The sequence below is a fragment of the Halorientalis salina genome (assembly GCF_005049285.1).
In the GTDB taxonomy this organism is placed as follows: Archaea; Halobacteriota; Halobacteria; order Halobacteriales; family Haloarculaceae; genus Halorientalis; species Halorientalis salina.
In genome coordinates, this window is record NZ_SOSC01000001.1 from 155,701 (window position 1) to 174,196 (window position 18,496).

16 protein-coding genes are annotated in these 18,496 nt (G+C 62.6%); 10 read left to right on the forward strand and 6 right to left on the reverse strand.

Translation table 11 applies throughout. The annotated features are described in order from the left end of the window. Nucleotides 1-155: 155 nt before the first annotated feature. Entirely contained in the window at nucleotides 156-512 is a 357-nt protein-coding gene (locus E2481_RS00820) for a winged helix-turn-helix transcriptional regulator (RefSeq protein ID WP_136715223.1), read from the reverse strand. A 145-nt stretch (nucleotides 513-657) separates the two neighbouring features. Here E2481_RS00820 and E2481_RS00825 point away from each other — a divergent pair, with 145 nt between their 5' ends. Beyond that, the gene (locus E2481_RS00825; protein WP_136715224.1) at nucleotides 658-1,251 is read left to right on the forward strand and encodes a flavin reductase family protein; all 594 of its coding nucleotides are present in this window, start codon (nucleotides 658-660) and stop codon (nucleotides 1,249-1,251) included. A 75-nt stretch (nucleotides 1,252-1,326) separates the two neighbouring features. On the opposite strand, the gene E2481_RS00830 is transcribed toward E2481_RS00825, so the two are convergent. Then, entirely contained in the window at nucleotides 1,327-2,403 is a 1,077-nt protein-coding gene (locus E2481_RS00830; RefSeq protein ID WP_136715225.1) for a phosphotransferase family protein, read from the reverse strand. Nucleotides 2,404-2,556: 153 nt separating this feature from the next. Here E2481_RS00830 and E2481_RS00835 point away from each other — a divergent pair, with 153 nt between their 5' ends. Both E2481_RS00835 and E2481_RS00845 read left to right on the forward strand, forming a co-directional pair. Next, nucleotides 2,557-3,771, forward strand: a complete 1,215-nt coding sequence (locus E2481_RS00835; protein WP_136715226.1) for an acyl-CoA dehydrogenase family protein — start codon at nucleotides 2,557-2,559, stop codon at nucleotides 3,769-3,771. Between the two features lie 1,037 nt (nucleotides 3,772-4,808). Continuing rightward, nucleotides 4,809-6,455 carry a rhomboid family intramembrane serine protease gene (locus tag E2481_RS00845; RefSeq protein WP_136715228.1) on the forward strand — a complete coding sequence of 549 codons (1,647 nt, stop codon included), beginning with the start codon at nucleotides 4,809-4,811 and terminating at the stop codon, nucleotides 6,453-6,455. On the opposite strand, the gene E2481_RS00850 is transcribed toward E2481_RS00845, so the two are convergent. After that, the gene (locus tag E2481_RS00850) at nucleotides 6,452-7,078 is read right to left on the reverse strand and encodes an METTL5 family protein (protein WP_136715229.1); all 627 of its coding nucleotides are present in this window, start codon (nucleotides 7,076-7,078) and stop codon (nucleotides 6,452-6,454) included. The two genes, E2481_RS00845 and E2481_RS00850, sit on opposite strands and share 4 nt — an antisense overlap. 153 nt (nucleotides 7,079-7,231) lie before the next feature. On the opposite strand from E2481_RS00850, the gene E2481_RS00855 reads away from it, so the two are divergent. After that, nucleotides 7,232-8,167: an alpha/beta hydrolase gene (locus E2481_RS00855; RefSeq protein ID WP_136715230.1), complete on the forward strand. Its 936-nt coding sequence runs from the start codon at nucleotides 7,232-7,234 to the stop codon at nucleotides 8,165-8,167. Nucleotides 8,168-8,203: 36 nt separating this feature from the next. Further along, nucleotides 8,204-8,569, forward strand: coding sequence for a DUF4112 domain-containing protein (locus E2481_RS00860; RefSeq protein ID WP_136715231.1), 366 nt, complete (start codon nucleotides 8,204-8,206; stop codon nucleotides 8,567-8,569). Between the two features lie 38 nt (nucleotides 8,570-8,607). On the opposite strand, the gene E2481_RS18495 is transcribed toward E2481_RS00860, so the two are convergent. From E2481_RS18495 to dph2, 3 genes are all read right to left on the reverse strand, one after another. Next, nucleotides 8,608-9,726 (reverse strand): hypothetical protein, encoded by a 1,119-nt coding sequence (locus E2481_RS18495; RefSeq protein WP_169302344.1) that lies wholly within the window; start codon nucleotides 9,724-9,726, stop codon nucleotides 8,608-8,610. A gap of 141 nt (nucleotides 9,727-9,867) precedes the next feature. Then, nucleotides 9,868-10,689 carry a hypothetical protein gene (locus tag E2481_RS00875; RefSeq protein ID WP_136715233.1) on the reverse strand — a complete coding sequence of 274 codons (822 nt, stop codon included), beginning with the start codon at nucleotides 10,687-10,689 and terminating at the stop codon, nucleotides 9,868-9,870. Between the two features lie 66 nt (nucleotides 10,690-10,755). Next, nucleotides 10,756-11,808, reverse strand: a complete 1,053-nt coding sequence (gene dph2, locus E2481_RS00880) for a diphthamide biosynthesis enzyme Dph2 (protein ID WP_136715234.1) — start codon at nucleotides 11,806-11,808, stop codon at nucleotides 10,756-10,758. Nucleotides 11,809-11,933: 125 nt separating this feature from the next. Between dph2 and E2481_RS00885 the strand changes: the two genes are divergently transcribed. From E2481_RS00885 to E2481_RS00905, 5 genes are all read left to right on the forward strand, one after another. Further along, entirely contained in the window at nucleotides 11,934-12,329 is a 396-nt protein-coding gene (locus E2481_RS00885; RefSeq protein WP_136715235.1) for a YlbF family regulator, read from the forward strand. A gap of 166 nt (nucleotides 12,330-12,495) precedes the next feature. After that, a complete protein-coding gene (locus E2481_RS00890) occupies nucleotides 12,496-13,185 on the forward strand; it encodes a histidine kinase N-terminal 7TM domain-containing protein (RefSeq protein ID WP_136715236.1) in 690 nt (229 codons plus the stop codon). A 38-nt stretch (nucleotides 13,186-13,223) separates the two neighbouring features. After that, nucleotides 13,224-14,057, forward strand: a complete 834-nt coding sequence (locus E2481_RS00895) for an MBL fold metallo-hydrolase (protein WP_136715237.1) — start codon at nucleotides 13,224-13,226, stop codon at nucleotides 14,055-14,057. Between the two features lie 158 nt (nucleotides 14,058-14,215). Beyond that, nucleotides 14,216-15,466 carry a hypothetical protein gene (locus E2481_RS00900; RefSeq protein WP_136715238.1) on the forward strand — a complete coding sequence of 417 codons (1,251 nt, stop codon included), beginning with the start codon at nucleotides 14,216-14,218 and terminating at the stop codon, nucleotides 15,464-15,466. A 59-nt stretch (nucleotides 15,467-15,525) separates the two neighbouring features. Further along, entirely contained in the window at nucleotides 15,526-16,425 is a 900-nt protein-coding gene (locus E2481_RS00905) for a hypothetical protein (RefSeq protein ID WP_136715239.1), read from the forward strand. The last annotated feature ends 2,071 nt before the right edge of the window (nucleotides 16,426-18,496 follow it).

Genomic DNA, 18,496 nt, shown 5'->3' on the forward strand with positions numbered 1-18,496 from the left:
TCCGTGGCATAAATTCGCATGGTCTCCACACTGAAATATCAGCGCTCTACCGTGTGGTCGGAGTCGGGGCTCGCGTCATGGCCCCACTCGGTGCAGATTACAGCGCTACTCGATCGCTCCACGCTGGGCTATCGCTTCGAGAGAAGGAAGACGGTTCAGTCCGCGGTCGCCGGTTCCGGCTCGGCTTCGATGTCCTCGCCGAGCCATTCGTCGGCCCAGCGCTCGATCTCGTCGAACACCGGACACAGCGACTCGCCTTTCTCGGTCAAGCGGTAGTAGGTCGCGACGGGTGCGTCCTCCTCCATGCGACGGGTGACAAAGCCCATCTCCTGGAGGTCGTCGAGCACCCGCGAGAGCGTGCGGGAACTCGCGTCCGTCGACCGCTTGAGTTCGTTGAACCGTTTTTCCTCGCCGTGGAGGTCGTGGAGGATCACCAGCCGCCACTGCGAACCGATCTGTTCGAGCGACTCGATGACTGGACACGCCCCCTCGTTTTTGGATTCGACTGACATCGGTTGCTGGTCACAACTATATCCGGAAACAGATAAATAGGTTCGGGTCCGAACCAGGTAACAGAATGAAACTGGTAACGAAACCGTCGAGGACAGGGCTGCCGACCGAATCGGAACTCCCGACGGGAACGGACCCGGCAGACCGATGAAGATCGACCCGGACACCTTCGAGCGGTCCCTGTATCGGACGATGACCGGCGCGGTCGTGCCCCGGCCCATCGGCTGGATATCGACGACGAGCGAGGACGGGGTCGACAACCTCGCGCCGTACAGCTACTTCAACGTCGTCAGCGTCGACCCGTCGGTCGTGATGTTCGCCCCCGTCGACGAGGGGCCGGACGCGCTGAAGGACTCTGCGCGAAACGTCCTCGATACCGGGGAGTTCGTGCACAACGTCGTGACGCGGGACCTCGCCGAGGCGATGAACGCGACGAGCGCGACGCTTCCAGCCGAGGAAAGCGAGTTCGACCACGCCGACATCGAGCGGGCCGAAAGCGAGACGGTCGCGCCGCCCCGGGTCGCCGCGGCCGACATCGCTTTCGAGTGTGAACTGTACGACGCCATCGACATCGGCATCTCGACGCTGATCTTGGGCGAGATCACGATGGTTCACGTCGACGACTCGGTGACGACCTCGGAAGGGAAAGTCGACGTCGAGAAGGTCGATGCGGTCGGCAGATTGGCCGGGAACTGGTATGCGACGACCCGGGATCGGTTCCGACAGGAACGGCCGGACTGAGGGTTGGCTGAGGCATCTGGCTGTTGATCCGGTACAAAAAAGTTCGGGGAAGCGCGCCGGACTGCCTGACGGCGTCTATAGCGGTTCCTCGCCGTCGATGATGCGCATCGCGCGGTCGGCCAACTCCGGCACGCCGTCGCGCATCTTCGGGTACATCGGGTCGTCGCTGTTGCCTTCCAAGTACCGTCGGAAGAACATCTCTCCGAGACCGGCCAGTTTGTAGACGGCCAGCGCCCGGTAAAACCGGTCGTTCTCGAACTCGTAGCCGGTGTGGTCCTCGTAGCGTTCGACCAGTTGCTCCCGGGTGAGGTAATCCTCCTGGGCCATGAACGTCGAGGAAAGCGAGGATGTCGAGGCCGGCGGGTCGGGGTCTTTCCCGTCCCACCAGTACGACAGCATCCAACCGAGGTCCGTGAAGGGGTCGCCCAGCGTCGCCATCTCCCAGTCGAAGATGCTGGCGATCTCGGGCGGCGTTCCCGGCGCGAACATCACGTTGTCGAGTTTGTAGTCCCCGTGGACCAGCGTGTGCGGGTGGTCTTCGGGCGCGTTCTCCTGGAGCCACTCCATCACGTCGTACAGCACCGGGACCTCACGCTCCTCGGCGGTGACGGAGAACGCCCACGTCAACTGTTCGCTCCACCGCTTGACCTGGCGCTGGGTGAACCCCTCGGGGTAGCCGAACTCGCCCAGTCCCACGGACTCGGGGTCGACCTCGTGAATCTCGGCGAGGCCGTCGACGAGTTCCGCGCCGATGGCCCGCCGGTGGTCGGGCGTGGCGAACCGGTCGGGTTCGTCCGTCCGGATCACGTCGCCCTCCTGGCGTTCCATGACGTAGAAGTCCGATCCGATCACGTCGTGGTCGTCACAGGCCGCGACGGTCGTCGGGACGCGGACGGTCGTGTCCTGAAGCGCGTGGATGACCTTGTACTCCCGAAGCACGTCGTGTGCGTTCTCGGCGGTCTCGCCCGGCGGCGGCCGACGGATGACCAGTTCCTGCCCGCCCCAGGTCACGAACAGCGTCTCGTTGGAATGGCCCTCCTGGTGGTGTTCGACCTCGTAGTCGTCGACGGGACCCAGCTGGTCTTCGAGGTACGCAGCGAGCGCGTCCTGGTCGACGATGCGCTCGAAGTACTCCTCGCTCGCGTCCGTCACGCCCGATCACTCCGTTCCGACCGGTCACTGCCCTCTGGTGCTAACATTGTAAGAGCCATTGGATCTACTCCTATGAATAAGTGGGGGTTCACCGGAGCGGGCGGAAAAATACCAGGGCATTGTTTTACATTGTTGCGTTCTCAAGGGAGGGGTATGGTCGTCGAATACGAAGATTCCCCCACAGCACAGGAACTGCAGGAGAGCGCCAGGGAGTTCATGGAAACGGAGGTGCTCCCGGTCGAACGGGAGTATCTCGGCGAGGCGGAGGTCCCGATGGACGTCATCGAGGATCTGTTCGAGACCGCCAAGGAGTACGGCGTGTTCTGCCCGCAGATCGAGGAGGAGTACGGCGGTGGTGGCTACGACTTCCGCGACGTACTGCCGCTGTTCGAGGAGGCCGGTCGCTCGGTCCTGGGCCAGATGGCGATGCGAGTCGACGCCCCCGACGAGGGGAACATGCACACCCTCGAACTCGTCGGCACCGAGGAACAGAAAGAGAAGTGGCTGAAACCGCTCGTTCAGGGCGAGATCCGGTCGGGCTTCTCCATGACCGAGCCGCGAGACGGTGCCGGCTCGGACCCGAAGATGATGCGGACCACAGCAGAAAAGGACGGCGACGAGTGGGTCATCAACGGCCACAAGTGGTGGACGACCCAGGGCGTCGAGGCCGACGTGTTGCTGGTGATGGCTCGGACAGACATGGACGCTCACCCCTACGAGGGGACCTCGATCATCCTGGTCCCGGCCGACGCCGACGGCGTCGAGATCGTCAACTCCACGCCCCACATCGGCCAGAGCCTCGTCCCCGAGAGCCACGCCGAGATCCGCTATGACAACGTCCGCGTGCCCGAGGAGAACCTCCTCGGTGCCGAGAACGCCGGCTTCATGATCGCCCAGCAGCGTCTCGGCCCCGCTCGACTGACCCACTGCATGCGCTTTTCCGGGATGGCAGACCGCGCGCTCGGCATCGCGAAAGCGTACATGAGCGAACGCGAGGCCTTCGACGAGAACCTCTCGGAGAAACAGGCCCAGCGCTTCGAGCTGGCCGAACGCGAGACCCAGCTCCACGCGGCGCGGACGATGGTTCGCCACGCGGCCGAGAAGATCGCCCAGGGCGAGGAAGCCCGCATCGAGGTGGCGATGTCGAAGTACTTCACCGCCAACGTCGTCCAGGACACCATCGACTTCGCGGTCCAGGCCTGCGGCGGGGCGGGCATCTCCCGACACCTCCCGCTGGCGGACTTCTACGAGGCCAACCGCGCCTTCCGGATCGTCGACGGGGCCGACGAGGTCCACAAACGGTCGATCGCCCGCGCGGCCTTCGAGGACGTGCCCGAGGGCGAACTGACCAACCTCCCGCAGTTCTAGCGTCCCGTTTTTTCGCTTCGGGTCACCTCACTCGCGTTGCTCGCTGCGGACACCGCTCGCGGAAAAACTTACGCGAAAAAAGCGGAATTTGCGCAGGCACCAGTTCAGTGCATCGACTCCCTGTGGTTGACGGATGCGTGACTGGGATCGTTCAAGCGCGGTTCGCTTCTCGTGAAACCAAACCCCAGTTTGAAACGAGAAACGGTGTCAGGTAGTTCAGAACGATCTTGGCAGAGAGAGCGGTAGATAGCCCCGCCGAAAGTAACATGTCGCCTTGGTTGTAGAGCGTCAACCACGTTCCGACGACGATCGTAATGGCAAGTGTCCGTCTCAAGTGTGGCGGGTGAAAACAGACCTCTGCCGAGCGTCGGACAGGATCTTTCATCCAGTACATCGACTTCTATGCGATAATCCAGTGTTCTTCGATGCGGTCGCACACAGCCTGTACTGGGCAAGGTCGTTGCGGCCCGTTCGTCAGAACCGCCCACGGAGCAACGAGTCAGTAAGCAGTGAACTACCCCGCCCTACCGCGCTTGGGGCTACTCGCCCCTCGTTTGTTGAGGGCGGGGTCGTCCGAAAATCGGAGATTTTCGTGATCACGAAAGACTTCGTCTTTCGAACGACTTCCTGGTTCTGCGTCGGCACTTGCACCCGACGTGGGCACAGCGTTAACGAGAGCGAAGCTCTCGTTCGCCCACCAGAAATCGGAGATTTCTGGGGACGGTCCCAGACTCCGCAGGCGACTTCCCTTGATAGGTGGTTCGGAGTGTCCCACTCCTACCGGCTCAACACTCGGCCACAACCGACGACGCACGCTTCTTATCGCGTTTGAACGTCGTCGGGAGCGTGGTGAGCATCTTACTACTTCTGTTCAACCGCGAAGGTAGTAAGGGTCTGCCGTCCAGTGAAAGTGAAACGATGGCGGGCGCTGTATCCTCTTCCTACTCACTCGCTAACGATCGCTCGTTGAGGAAGAGGGGGTTTAGCGCCCTGCACCACAGAAGCTAAACCGACGCGCCCCACCGATGTGGGTATAGATGGGGGTGTTGCAATTCACGGTCGGGCCGTCGTGGCTGCCGGTCTGGCCGATGCTCGTTCTCGCCGGCGTCCTCCTGTCGCTGGGGATCGCCCTTCGAATCGCCCGGCCACAGGGCGCGTGGGGCCGACGCCTCCGCGCACGGTTTTTCCTCGGCATCCCGTGGGGAACGCTGCTGACTGTCGTCGGCGTCGCGGCCGTCTACCTGTTCCTTCAGGGCGGCCTCGCACACCCTCGCAACCCGCTGGTAGTTCCGTTCCGCGCGTGGTCGTACTTCTACCCGCTCGGGGTCCTGACCGCACCGTTCACCCACGCCGGTCTCGGACACGTCACGGGCAACCTGCTCGGCACGCTTGCCTTCGCGCCCATCGCGGAGTACGCCTGGAGCCACTTCCCGACGACGCGCGGGAGCCAGTCGTTCAGCACGTGGCGAGCGAACCCCTTCGTTCGCATCCTGCTGTTCCCCATCGGTGTCTTCGCGGTCGGCGTGCTCACCGGCGTCTTCGCTCTGGGACCGGTCATCGGCTTCTCCGGCGTCGTGTTCGCCTTCGCCGGCTTCGCGCTGGTTTCTTACCCCATCGCGACCGTCGTCGCGCTCTCCGGGATGGAAGTGCTGAACCTGCTCTACCAGGCGGCCCTGAACCCGGTCCAGATCGCACAGTCTGGGCCGCAATTTATCACGCCCTGGTGGGCGCAGGTCGCCGTCCAGGGACATGCGCTCGGACTGTTGCTCGGTGTCCTGCTCGGCGGGTACGTCGCCTATCGCCACGACCGCCGGCCACCGGCCGGACGGCTCTGGCTCGCCTCGGTCGTCTTCGTCGTGGCCCAGTCGCTGTGGGCCGTCTACTGGTTCCGCGGGGGCGGCCGCTACGTCCTGTTCCGCGCGGCCGGCGTGTTCCTCGTCTTCCTCCTGGCCGCACTGATAACGGCCGCCGTCAGCGGGTCGAGCAAACGGATTCTCGGTCGCTTCAGGCTCGGATCCAGCGTGGTCGCCGCCGGCTTGCTGCTGTCCGTGACGGTCGCGCTGGCCGGCGCTGCGGTGCTTCCGAACCTCGTGTTCGTCTCCGCGGATCCCTTCGACAATAGCGTCCAGGTCGAGGACTACACTGTCACCTACGCCGAGGACGTCGAGGACCAGTACGTCTCCGCAGTCGACGTCTCGCTGTTCGGTGAGACGACCGAAATCAACACCAGCGGCGTCATCGTCGTCAGCGAACGCCGGAGCGTCTTCCAGACGATGGTCTCGAAGAACCGGCTGGCGTTTCAGGGTCGCGCGACCGTCGTCGTCGGTGGCCCCGGCTGGCGTGAGACGGTCGTGGTCAACCGCAGTGGATGGCAGGCAGCGGGTAACAGCAGCGTCTACAAGGTGTTCCTGAACCCGCCGGACGGCGACCGCCGGCTGGCCTTCCAATCGGATGCGACGACCGTCGAACCGCGCATCGCCGGCCGCCGAGTGCTCATCGGACCCACGGAGTCGTCGTTCCGGTTCACGGTCATCGACGAGAACCAGTCCATCGGATCGGTCGGGGTTCCGGCGACTGGTGAGAACGTCAGCGCCGGCGGGCTCCGCTTCAACAGGACCGAGGAGGGCGTCTTCGTCGAACGGAACGGGACGAGGGTGCGGATCGCACAGCGGGAAAACGCCTAACCGCTCCACTCGATCCGGAACACTTCCGCGTCGACCGTCCGCTGTTCTTCGGTGTGGTGGTCGTACTGGTGTGGGAGCTCGAACTCCGCCCGGAAGGCGTGTGTCACCTCGCCACCGTTGTCGGCGGCGAAGGACTCGACGAACGCGTCGCTGCCCGCATTGTGGATCGAGTAGGACACGTCCGCGATCTCGGAAGCGGTCTCCAGGAACGCCCGGTCCGCGTGTTCGTTGCCCGACTGAGCACCGAACGGCGGGTTCATGATGACCGTCGTCGGTCCGTCCGGACCGAGCGGGACCTGCGTCGCGTCGCCCCGGACCCACTCCACCTCCGTGGCTGAGGCGACCTTCCGCTCGTTATCCCGGGCGGTCGCCAGCGGTGCCGGGTCGATGTCCAGACCGACCACCTGCGTCGGGCCCCGCAGCGCCGCCCCCAGTGCGAGCATTCCGGTGCCACAGCCGAGGTCGACGATGGTCCGGTCCTCGATATCGCCCTGCAGGTCTGCGGTATGCACCAGGTGTGCCGCCAGTTCCGGCGGCGTCCGGTACTGTTCCAAAGAGACGTTCGGGTCCTCGAACCCCGCGACGATGGCCAACCGCTGGGCCAGCGCACTCTTCGAACTCATCGCCACCCCGCCTGGGGCCGCCCCGTCCGTCGATCGGTGCTCCCGTTCATCTCCATAGAGATACACACCAATCATTCAAAAATCTTTGTACATGTCCTGCGGTAATCCCGTTGGCCCCTGGACGTTTTCAGGCAGCGACTCGTGTGCGAATCCATGTCGGACCAACCGCATCCACAGGTACAGGCCATTCTACAACTGCTCGAAGACCAGTCGGTCCCGCCGATCTACTCGCTGTCGGTCGAAAACGCTCGCCAGCAGATGGAGAATTTCGCGGCCATGCGCGAGGGCGAACCGGTCGAGGAGGTACAGAACTTCGAGATACAGGGGCCGGCCGAGGCGCTCCCGGTCAGGTTGTACCTCCCCGACGCGTCGGGTCCACATCCGGTGCTGGTGTTCTACCACGGCGGTGGCTTCGTCGTCGGGAGTCTGGACACCCACGACGCGCTCGCGCGTGGGTTGACCAACGCCGCAGAGTGTGCCGTGCTCTCGGTGGACTACCGCCTCGCGCCTGAACACCCCTTCCCCGCCGCGGTCGAGGACGCCTACGCGGCCGTCGAATGGGTCCGTGAATACGGCGATACGGTCGGGTTGGATCCAGAACGCATCGCGGTCGGTGGCGATTCGGCGGGCGGAAACCTCGCTGCGGCGACGACGCTTGCGGTCCGGGACCGCGGCGGGCCGGCGCTGGCCCACCAGACGCTGATCTATCCGGCGGTCTCCTCACCCGTGCTCGGGGAGTTCGACTCCTACGAGGAAAACGCCGAAGGCTATTTCCTCGAACGGCGGAGCATGGAGTGGTTCGTCGAGCAGTACATCACGACGGAGTCCGACGTGCGCAACGAGTACTTCGCGCCGCTCCTCGCCCGCGACCTCTCGAGCGTCCCGCCCGCGACGGTCGTCACCGCCGGCTTCGACCCGCTCAGGGACGAGGGCCGGGCGTACGCCGACCGCCTCCGCGAGGACGGTATCGACGTCGAACACCACAGTTACGAGGACATGATCCACGGCTTCGCCAGCATGCTCGGTGCCGTCGACGCCGCCGAGGACGCCGTCGAACGGATGGGGCACGAGTTGCAGGCGTCGTTCTGAGGACACCTCTTTTGCCCTGGGCGTGGACAGGTACCCATGGTATCCGCGACTAGCGCACAGGCTGGAGCTGATCCCCACCCGTCGCTCCGGCGCGCCCGAACAGTCAGCCAGTTACTCGACTCCGCGATCGAGATCCCCGTCATCAACTACCGCGTCGGACTCGACCCCATCCTCGGCATCCTGCCGGTCGCCGGCGACACCGTCTCGTACGCGTGTTCGCTGTACGTCGTCTTCGAGGCCATCCGCGCCGGCGCGTCCGCGAAATTGGTGGCAGTGATGCTCTCTCTCATTACCGTCGATTACGTCGTCGGTTCGATCCCGGCGCTCGGGACGCTGTTCGACGCCGTCTGGAAGGCCAACGTCTGGAACGTCAGACTGCTCGAACGACATCTCGACGCGTAACCGACGCACACAAAAAAAGAGGCGGCCGTTGAAGTCGCTCAGGGCGGTCCGTTGCCCGCGCCGTCTCCGCCGTCGTATCCGCCGTTCCCCGGCCGCTCATCGGGCGGTCCGGGCATCGTGGCGTTCTCGGGCACCTCGTCGAGCCAGTCGGGTTCCTCGACGGTGTCGACGCCGCGTTCGTCGAGCGAGAAGCCGTACTCGGTGACGCTGTCGTACTCGTCCGACGCGACGGTCACGTCGGCCGAGTGGACGACGCCGTCCTCGTCGACCACGAGCGAGACGTTCCCGGTGAAGTTACCCTCGACGTCCTCGTCGACCTCGACCGGTGCGGTCAGCGTGTAGGCGGTCCGGTCGTCGACGGTCGTCTCGTTCTCGACGGTGAAGTTCTCAGTGATCGCATCGAGGAGCAACACCGCGTGTCCGGGCACTGCCATCTCACCAGCACCCATGCCGTGGTGCATACCCATGCCCTGCTGCATGCCCATGCCCATCCCCGGACCAGCGTTCATGCCGGGGCCGTTCCTGTGTGGTCCGTCACGGGGACCGTCGTGGTATGGTCCGTCACGGGGGCCGTCACGGGGACCATCCCGAGGACCGTCACGGGGGCCATCCCGGGGACCGTCACGGTGTGGGCCCTCGCCCATCCCTGGGCGGTCGTCCATCGGCGGCCCGTTTCCATCGTCGTACTCACTGTCGTTCGGTGGGCCAGCGAACCCCGGCGGACCGCGCTCGTAGACCCGGTAGGTCACGTTGTCGTCTTTCTCGATTCGAACCACTGTCTGGGACTCGTTCGACCACTTCGCGATGTCGTACTCCATGCCCAGGATGGAGAGACTCGTCATCGCCGAGGCGTTCTCACCGTCCGCAGCCCCTTCACTCTCCGTTTCGGCCGTCAGGAACTCCGAGTCGTTGAGTTCGACGGTGAGACTTTCGCTCGCTCGATACCCCTCCTCGCGGAGCCCCTCGCTGTGTGCTCGATATAGCGTCGTCGTGTTTATCGTCCCGTTCTCGTAGACCCCTGGTGCGAGTTCACCACTGTCTTGCATTCCGTTCTCCGCTGCCTGTGTTCCCGTCGCAGCCGCTGCAGTCGCCGTGGCCGGTGCCAGCACGACGAACAACACTACTGCTGCTGTGAGAACTGTGCGCTTTCGTGCCACGACAGGTCGTACCACTCCCACGGAAGTATGAGCTATTGCGACGTTGCTACTCGTTGTAGCATCGTTCGATACGGTTCCCTCTCGATGGACGGGGACACTCGGCAACTGGTCCGGAACCACCGGACGGTGTCGGTGAACCGGTCATCGACCGACGGGTTGCTGCCCGTCGATCGGGGTTCTCCGCGTGGCGTTCGCCGGGAGTTCGCTGACCCAGGCCGGTCGATCGACCGATTCCACGCCGAGTTCTCGGAGTCGATAGGCGCTCTCGATGGTCTGTGCCCCACCTTCTCGTCCGGACTGGACGGTGAGCGTGTGGATCACGCCCTGGCTGTCGACGACCATGCTGACCTGCGTCCGAGCGTCGGAGGGACTGCTACCGGACGGCAGGTCCGCTGTGAGCGTGATGCGCCGCTCCCCGTCAGTCTCCGTCACGTTCGCGACGGTGAAGTTCCCGGAAGCCTGGCCGAGGACGGTGAGCGTCGCTCTGGATATCGGCGGCACGGTTCGTCCGCGCGTTCGCTCGCGAACCTGATACGATTCGTTCCCGTCGACGACCTGCCGGACGAGCGTCGTCGTCTCGTTGGAATACACCTGCGCAGTCACGTTCTCCCCGTCGGCGGTCGACCGGTTCTGTCGGACGCGCACCTGCGTGAGATTCGGTGACGCCCTGACCCGCTGGCCGCTGGAGACGGTGACGGACCCGTTCGTTCGGGACGTAACCGCGGTCACGGCACTGAAGCCACTGGTACGCAACTGGGTCTGGTGTGCCTCCAGCAATCGCGTGACGTTCACCGTCTCGTTCTCGTAGACCCCGGGCGCGAGTCGTTCGCCGTCCCCATCCGGGCCGAACGGGAGACCCGGGACGCCAATCGTCGCGAGCACTGCCGCGGCCCCGACGACGGCGAGCAGTATGAGGACAGCGACGGCGAAGACACGTCTGGAGCGATTGGGCGATCGGACCACGGAAACGTCTCAACGGGCGTGAACGTAGGCGATTTTCCCGAGTGGTTGCCCGGTGGCTCCTGGTCGCTACCAGGTTCCGTGGAAGGTGTCGAAGGAGAGTTCGTCGAGCGGTTTCTCGCCGATGGCGATCTCGTACTCGCCAGGCGTGAGCATCGGCTGTTTGAACTGCGGGCCGTCGTCGGTCGTGATGCGCGGACAGCCCGTGTTGACGTAGGCGTCGAACCCGAAGTTCGTCAGTCGGTCCGGCGTCACCTCGTCCATCGTCACGAGGTAGGCGTTGTCGTTGTTCTCGATGATCTCCTCGGCCTGGTCCCAGCGACCCTGGCCGATCTTGGTACAGAAGATGACGCCCCAGTCCTCGGCATCCATCGCCCGGTGAACCGCGCCGTAGCGCTGTTTCAGGAACTTCTCGGGGTCGGCGATCGTGACGACGTTGTTGACCGGGTCGGCGATGACGACGTGTTTGTCCGGATGTTCCATCGCCAGCCCGAGGGGGTGGAACTTCCCGCCGCCAACGTAGAGGATCTGGTCGGCGTCCACGTCCGCACTCGCGTAGTTACAGCCCAGGACCTGCCCCTCGTGGGTCAGTCTGTCGTCGCCGCGGCGGGTGTGGACCTCGTAGCCGCGGTCCTCGAGCCACTCGCGCATATCGTCGAACTGGTTCATGTGCTGGGCCGTCGTCACCAGCCCGACGTTCGGATCGTCCTCGGGATCGGCGAGGTCGTCGAGTGACTCCTCCATGATGGGCGTGACCTCGACGTTCGAGAACAGCGGGACGTAGATGATCTTCTCCGATTCCTTCATCGGGCTGTGGCCGAAGTGGACGAAGACGTCCGTCCGGCGCATCATGTACGTGTCCAGATCACAGGCCCCGTAGCAGGGTTGCCCGGAGGTCATGACGGTCACGTTCTCGGGGAGGTGTTCCCGGAGGTCGTCGGTGACCGCCTTCGAGCGGCGTTTCAACCCCTCGGGGAACTGCAGGCCGACCGTTTCGGCGTCGCGTTCCTCGACTGCTTCGACGATGCGGTCGAGTTCGTAATCCCACTCGCGGTCGTGTTTGAGCGACATCCCAGTGTTGCGGAGGTCCCCCTCGGAGTACTCCGACCGGTCCTGACTCATTAGCCACCTGTACCCGCTCGGTGCGTAAAACGCCGACGTTTCGACGCGTGCAGCGCGACCGCGCTCCAGGCCGGGGCGTGTATCGTTCGGCAGGTTAAAACGGATGAAACCCCTATCGGCTGGTGATGAGTATCGAAACGGAGTCCCCGGAATCCCCCGAATCGACGGTCGACGAACTCAGTCGCGAACTCGGCGCGGCGATCGCCGAGATGCCGGAGTACGAGGCGTTCGCGGAGGCGAAAGCGGCAGTCGAGGCAAGCGAGGAGGCCCAGGAGAAGATCCAGGAGTTCGAGCAGTTCCGCGAGGAGTTCATGCTCGCACGCCAGACCGGAGAGGCGAGCCAGGAAGACCTCCGGGAGCTCCAGTCCAAACAGGAGTCGCTCCACGACGTGCCGGTGATGTCGGAGTTCCTCCAGGCCCAGAACGAACTCGAACTGCGCCTTCAGGAGGTAAACGAGGAGATCTCCGATCCGCTCTCGATCGACTTCGGTCAGAAGGCCGGCGGCTGCTGCGAAGACTGATACTGCCGCTCCGCGTTTTCAACCCCGCGAGTCCGTATTTTCACGTCGTTTCTGCCCGCACAACAGGCCACAGTTCACGCCTTTCTGCCCGGCAGTACGATCGCCCGGGCGAGGGTGTTAAAACCCCCCACGTTGTATGCAGGTGACACGGTTAGTGATTCGATAGATGGCTCTGGCGTTCAATATCTACACTGTGCCGCTGTTCGCCGCGGCGGCGATCTCTACGGTCCTGCTGTTGTTGACGCTCCCCCAGCACCGTCGCCCGGGAGCGAAACCGATGATCGGCTTCCTCACTGCGATCGTCGTCTGGACGGTGTCCTACGGGATGATGCTCGGTGCGGGCTCGCCGGTTCGACGACTGTTCTGGCACAACCTGCGGTTCGTCGGCCCCACGCTCGCGACGCTCTCGATCTTCGTGTTCGCCGTGGAGTACACCGGTCGGGCGGACCTGATGACTACCCGGAACGTCCTCCTGTTAGCACTCGTTCCCGTGCTGACGAACCTGCTGGTCTGGACGAACGGCCTCCATCACCTCGTGCGTGCGTCGACGACTGTCGTCGAGCCACCGGGCAGCATCGTCAGACTCCAGTTCGACTGGGGGCCGTGGTACTACCTGCATGCGGCGTACTCGTACCTCCTGGCTATCGGGTCGATGGTGCTGTTCGTCGAGAAATATCTGCGCCTCGGGGAGTCGCCGACCGCGGTCAAGCAGACCCGAACGATGTTCCTGGCGACCATCGCACCGCTGTTGGGCAACGCGGTGTATCTCGTCGGCCTCACCGAGATCGATTTCGCCCCGTTCGGCTTCGCGCTGAGCGCCGTTCTCATGATCACGGCCATCGCCGTTTACTCCTGACCGGTAGGCTCTTTTCGCTGCCACCGTCACCTCCGTCCATGACCGTACACAGCGACTGGGGCGACTGGCTCCCCGCAGCCGTCGAAGACGCGAGTCCAGACGGCGTCGCGATCTGGTATCTCGGCTGCAACGGCTTCGTCCTGAAGGCCGACGACGACACCACCGTCTTCATCGACCCGTATCTGGGTACTGGTGACCCGCCCCGAACCGTCCGGATGGTTCCCGTTCCCTTCGACCCGACTGACGTTCGAGAGGCGGATGCCGTGCTGGCCACGCACGAACACTCGGACCACGTCGACGGCCCGAGCCAGGCCCCGATTCTGGCCGGAACCGGAGCCGACTACGTCGGTCCCGACGACTCGCTCGCGGTCGCCGAGGAAACCGGCTGGACCGACGAGTGGGACGTGGACGAGGGCCAATTCCACGAGGTCAGCGAGGGAGACACGTTCGAAATCGGCTCCTTTACCGTCCACGTCGAACCGGCCAACGACCCCGACGCGACCCACCCCGTGTCGTACGTCTTCGAACACGACGCCGGCACGTTCTTCCACGGTGGGGATGCTCGCCCGGGTGCTCCCTTCGAGTCCATCGGTGCGGAGTACGACATCGATCTGGGCGTCCTGGCCTACGGGACCGACGGAATGTTGCTCGACAAGGAGACGCGCGAGCCGAAATACACCAAGTGGTACAGCGACGAAACGCAGATCTGTGAAGCCGCGCGTCAACTGGAACTCGATCGACTGCTCCCCTCCCACTGGGACATGTGGAAGGGACTCACCGCAGATCCGACGGCGCTCCACGACCACGTTCGGAGCTTCGAACATCCAAGCAGACTGGAACTCGTCGAGATCGGTGACCGAGTCGACCTGTAACGGTATCGGACCCGAATTCCTCCCTTCTGATCGGTGAAAACCGGCACTCGACGGGCTCGAAAGCGGCTCTGGGGGAGATATATTTCTCTGATTTATTGTCTGGAAGCATAGGGGAACGGTACGTAGCTTTAATATCGTTGGTAAACGGACGTGTAAGCATGAGTGAATCGGAGAGTTACGAGGAGGTGACAGTCGCTTCGAACGGGATAACCGTCATCAAGACGTTCGAGGCGGACGCCTTTCCGGTCCCGGCCATCGCGTTCCGCATCAAGTCCGACCGGACGGAGGCGGTGACAGTTCGGATCGTCGACGAGGTACCGGAGAACGTCGCCGTCGAGGACCTGGGCTTTCATCCCGAGTACGGGAGCGAGTTCTGGACGATCGAGGACGACGAGATCACGTTCGAGCGCGAAATCGAGTCCGAGGAACAGTACACGACGGTGTACGGCATCCGGGCGACCGGGACGGACAACGTCGAGCAGTTCCTCACGGAACCGGACATCGCGGACGTGGACCCGCCCCTCGAAGACGAGGACGGCGTCGTCGGCGGCAGCGGGAGCGACGTGGTCCGCGACGTGATCTCGGGCAACACCGATTCCGTACCGGGCCTGGACGACGAGGAACCGGACGAGGACATTGGGACCCTCGATCTGACCGATCCCAACGAGGAAGGTGGCTCGGAAGACGCCCAGGACGACGCCGACGAATCGGCGGCCGACGACGGCGACGAGGCGGACGATGCCGGAGACGAGACGGAGGCCGAGGCGGACACGGACGAGGCAGACGAATCCGAGGCTGACGCGGACGACGACGGCGCACAGAACGCGGCGACGAACGGGGCCACGGGGAACGTCGAGAGCGTGGCCGCGGCCCTGGCGACGGAGATCCGCAACGACGAGGTCGACGACGACGACCTCGACGTGCTCCGCGAAGAACTCGAACTGGAGGGGGTCGGTAGCGACTCCTCGGACGGCGGCGCTGCCGACGCACGGATCCAGAAACTCCAGACCGACGTGGCCGATCTGGAGGCCTACATCGACGCACTGGAGGAGTTCTTAGAGGAGAACGGAACCGGCGTGGACCTCATCGAGGACGTCCAGTCGGGACTCGACGACGTCCAGTCGAAAGTCGACGGCCTCGAATCGGACATCGGTGACAACACGGACCAGGTCGAGTCGCTCGACGACAGCGTCGGCGAAGTCAAAAACGACCTGCAGTCGCTGAAAGGCGACATCAAGGACCTCGACGACGACCTCGAAGACGTCCAGTCGACGGTCGACGACGTCGAGGGCGATCTCGACGAAATCGACGACGTCGAGTCCCGCGTCGACGAGATCGACGGGGAGATCGAGGAACTCAAGGAGTGGCGCGAGCAGCTCAGTAACGTTCTGGGCGCGACCGACGGGTAACGCGTCGAATCGGTCGGAAACCGGACTCGTTTTACTTCCGGCTCGTCTGCGTTTTGATAATGACGACTGTGCGCGTCGCCGTGCCCAGGAAAGGGCGACCGCTCGAAGCCGTCCTCGAACGGATCGCCAGTCGCACCGGCACGACCGACCTCGCCGACGAAATCATCTCGACGCTTCAGTACGAAAAAGCCGTCACGAAAGGCAAACAGACCGCCGACTCTGACGTGTACGAACGCCTCGCGACCTACAGCGACCTCTACGAGGACAGTACACCTGAGTTCACGCTCATGCGCGACGACCGCGAGGGGATGCCCCGTCGCATCGTCTTCGATAGCGTGACCGTCTCCGCCGACGACATCGACATCCAACTGGTCGGCCGGGAGGAACCGTTCCGTGCACTCCGGAAACACGAGTTCGCGCTCGGCTTCGACAGCGCCGATCTCGTCCTGGAGGAAGTCGTCGAACTGACGGCCGACCCGCTCAGATCCCTCGCGGAAGTCAACGACCGGATCGACCCGCGGGACACGGACGTTCGGATCGTGTCTGGTCTCGGTGATACGGTCTGGCACTCCCTGTTAGCGACGCCCGAAATCAGACGCGAACTCGATGGGGAGCTAAACCGATCGTTCGTCGACGCCTACGAGGGCGAGTTCTGTATCTCGCCCCGATACGAGCGACTGGTCGAGGCGGTGCTGGGGACCGACGCTATCGAGAACCTCTCCTTTACCTATCCCGAACCGGGGACGGTCGAGGAAGCAGCCATCGCCGAGACGGGGATCGGCGTCTACCTCACGGTCACAGGGTCGACGGCCCACGACCACGGCCTCGAACTCGGCGAAAAGCTGTTCCCCAGTGAGACCGTGCTGTTGGAAAACACGGCGGAAAAAACCGAGGCCGTCGAGCAGGCGACCGACGTCATCGTCGACTCCGATCTGGAGACCGAACTGGCGACGTCTTGATTCTGCAATCCAATATTGGCGAGCGGGTTCTAACAGACGATCCGATCAGAATCACGACCGGTCGCTGATCGAGCGATTCGAATACGGCCCTTTGCGCCGCGGGAACGATTCGGTCACCATACCGCAGACGACTCTGATCGCCTCTACGAGCTGTAATCGCAGTTTTTCGATACTCGTCACCGCACAGATCTCGATTCGAATTTCGGCCACTTTCCGTATAGCGACATACGGTATATGAGTTCGGTAGCGAACACGCCACTATGTCGAGTATCTGCAAAAAGTACTGGAATCACGGCCAGATCGTCGCCGATGAGTGTTCTGCGGATACAGCGGCGTGCTGACTTCTGATTTATCCCGATAGATGTGTTACGGATGCCTTACTGGCACACAACTTGGATACAGCACACCTGGTCCAGCAACACGAACCGATTTGCCGTCTCTCGGCTGGATCTCCCTGGGATTCACGGCGGACAAATGGGACGTGATCTTGATGATGCTGTCTGCTCGATACACAGAGGTTCCAACGACTCGGAGACGTCCGACCGTGGGCTTAGAGACTGAGATTTTCGGTAGAATTGGCGAGCCACACCTGGCGGACCCACATAGACATTGACATGATCCGTGTTGTCGAATTGGGACTCTGTATCTGACCAGGGTTACCGGTGAAATGAACTCCACCGGGTTCGATAACCGCGTAACGTCAGTGCTCCGGCACGACATGCGACGAGGTGCTGTAAATCGAATGGAATGTTTGCCCACTGGGCGACCTGCGACCTACCAGAGCGTTACGTTGGCCAGCTGTTTCCGCGAAGACAGCCACTCCAGGGGATCGACCAGATTCGAGTAACTCGATCATGGAGAACCCAGTGTTAACTCCGAATCGGTTTGAAGACGGTATCGTCGGCTGTGCGTTCCACGGTAGGTTACGTCTCAGAACAGGATATACTCCATCGGCTTTGCTGTCTTCGTAGTGCTCTGAGTAACGGCGCAACGACAGTAGAACGGTTCAGCATCGGAAAACAAATCCGGTCTTTGCAGGCACTCACAGCGACGGAGCAATCGTGAACACGAGGGACAACTCGTTTCACTGGCAGCCGTTGCGATGAAAAAACCGCCGGCGAGGCACATCCCGGATATCGATCTGTCTCAGAAGCCGTGCTTTTGGAGTCCGAGTCCGCCACTGTTCTCGACGTGTACAACAAATTCCCCAAGGCGTATCACTGAAAGTACTGATTTTCTGGCCGAGATACGAGGCGTCCGGTCACAGCGATAGACGCCGATTCGATCGGACAGAGGTTCGGTTCCGTCCGACTGTACGATCAGTCTCGGTCGGTCTGGATTCCCGTCCCTGGAAGCACCGATGTTCGGCCTCTACCCTGGGGGTCAGCGTCTGATTCCCCCCTTCCAGAGGAGTCCGCTGATGAAGTGATTGGAAACTAGTTCCGTTGGAGGCCCCAGTTTAATATTCGTCTTACCATCACCAGTCACTGATTTTCTAACACCAGTTACCCAAATATTGTACTTTGTAGGCGAGTTATTTGATGCTGATAACTCAAATAAGATAGTTTATTTGGGTAACTGTGTCGTTTCGATCCGTGTGTTAATCCATTCAATTCGAATCGGTGGGTCGACATTCGGATCGCGTTTTTCTCCTGACTAACGCTATCGGTTTGACTTCATTGGCGCTCAATCGAACCAGTACCCCTGCTGGACTGTGGCCTTCGCTGGAGGAAGACCCCGGTACTGGTGGTTCCGGAACACGAGTCTTTGATCTCGTCAGTTGGCAACGACGAACCGATCAAAAAATTCTGGCTATACGTACTTTACGTCGAAGAGTATCGGCGTCGTCTAAAACAAGCAAAAACCAGGGATACTGCTAAATCCGAAACTCTTCCACACGATCAATGCTTTGCACGGGACCTATAAACGGCATTACGCTATATCGATTGGCTTTGTTAGTTCGGATATCCGCCGAAGATTCACAGTGCCGATAGAATGGTTCTGTGCCCGATGTGGGCACATTCTCAGTGATTGAGGTTACTTTGAAACCCGTACTGTATGACTGTTTCGG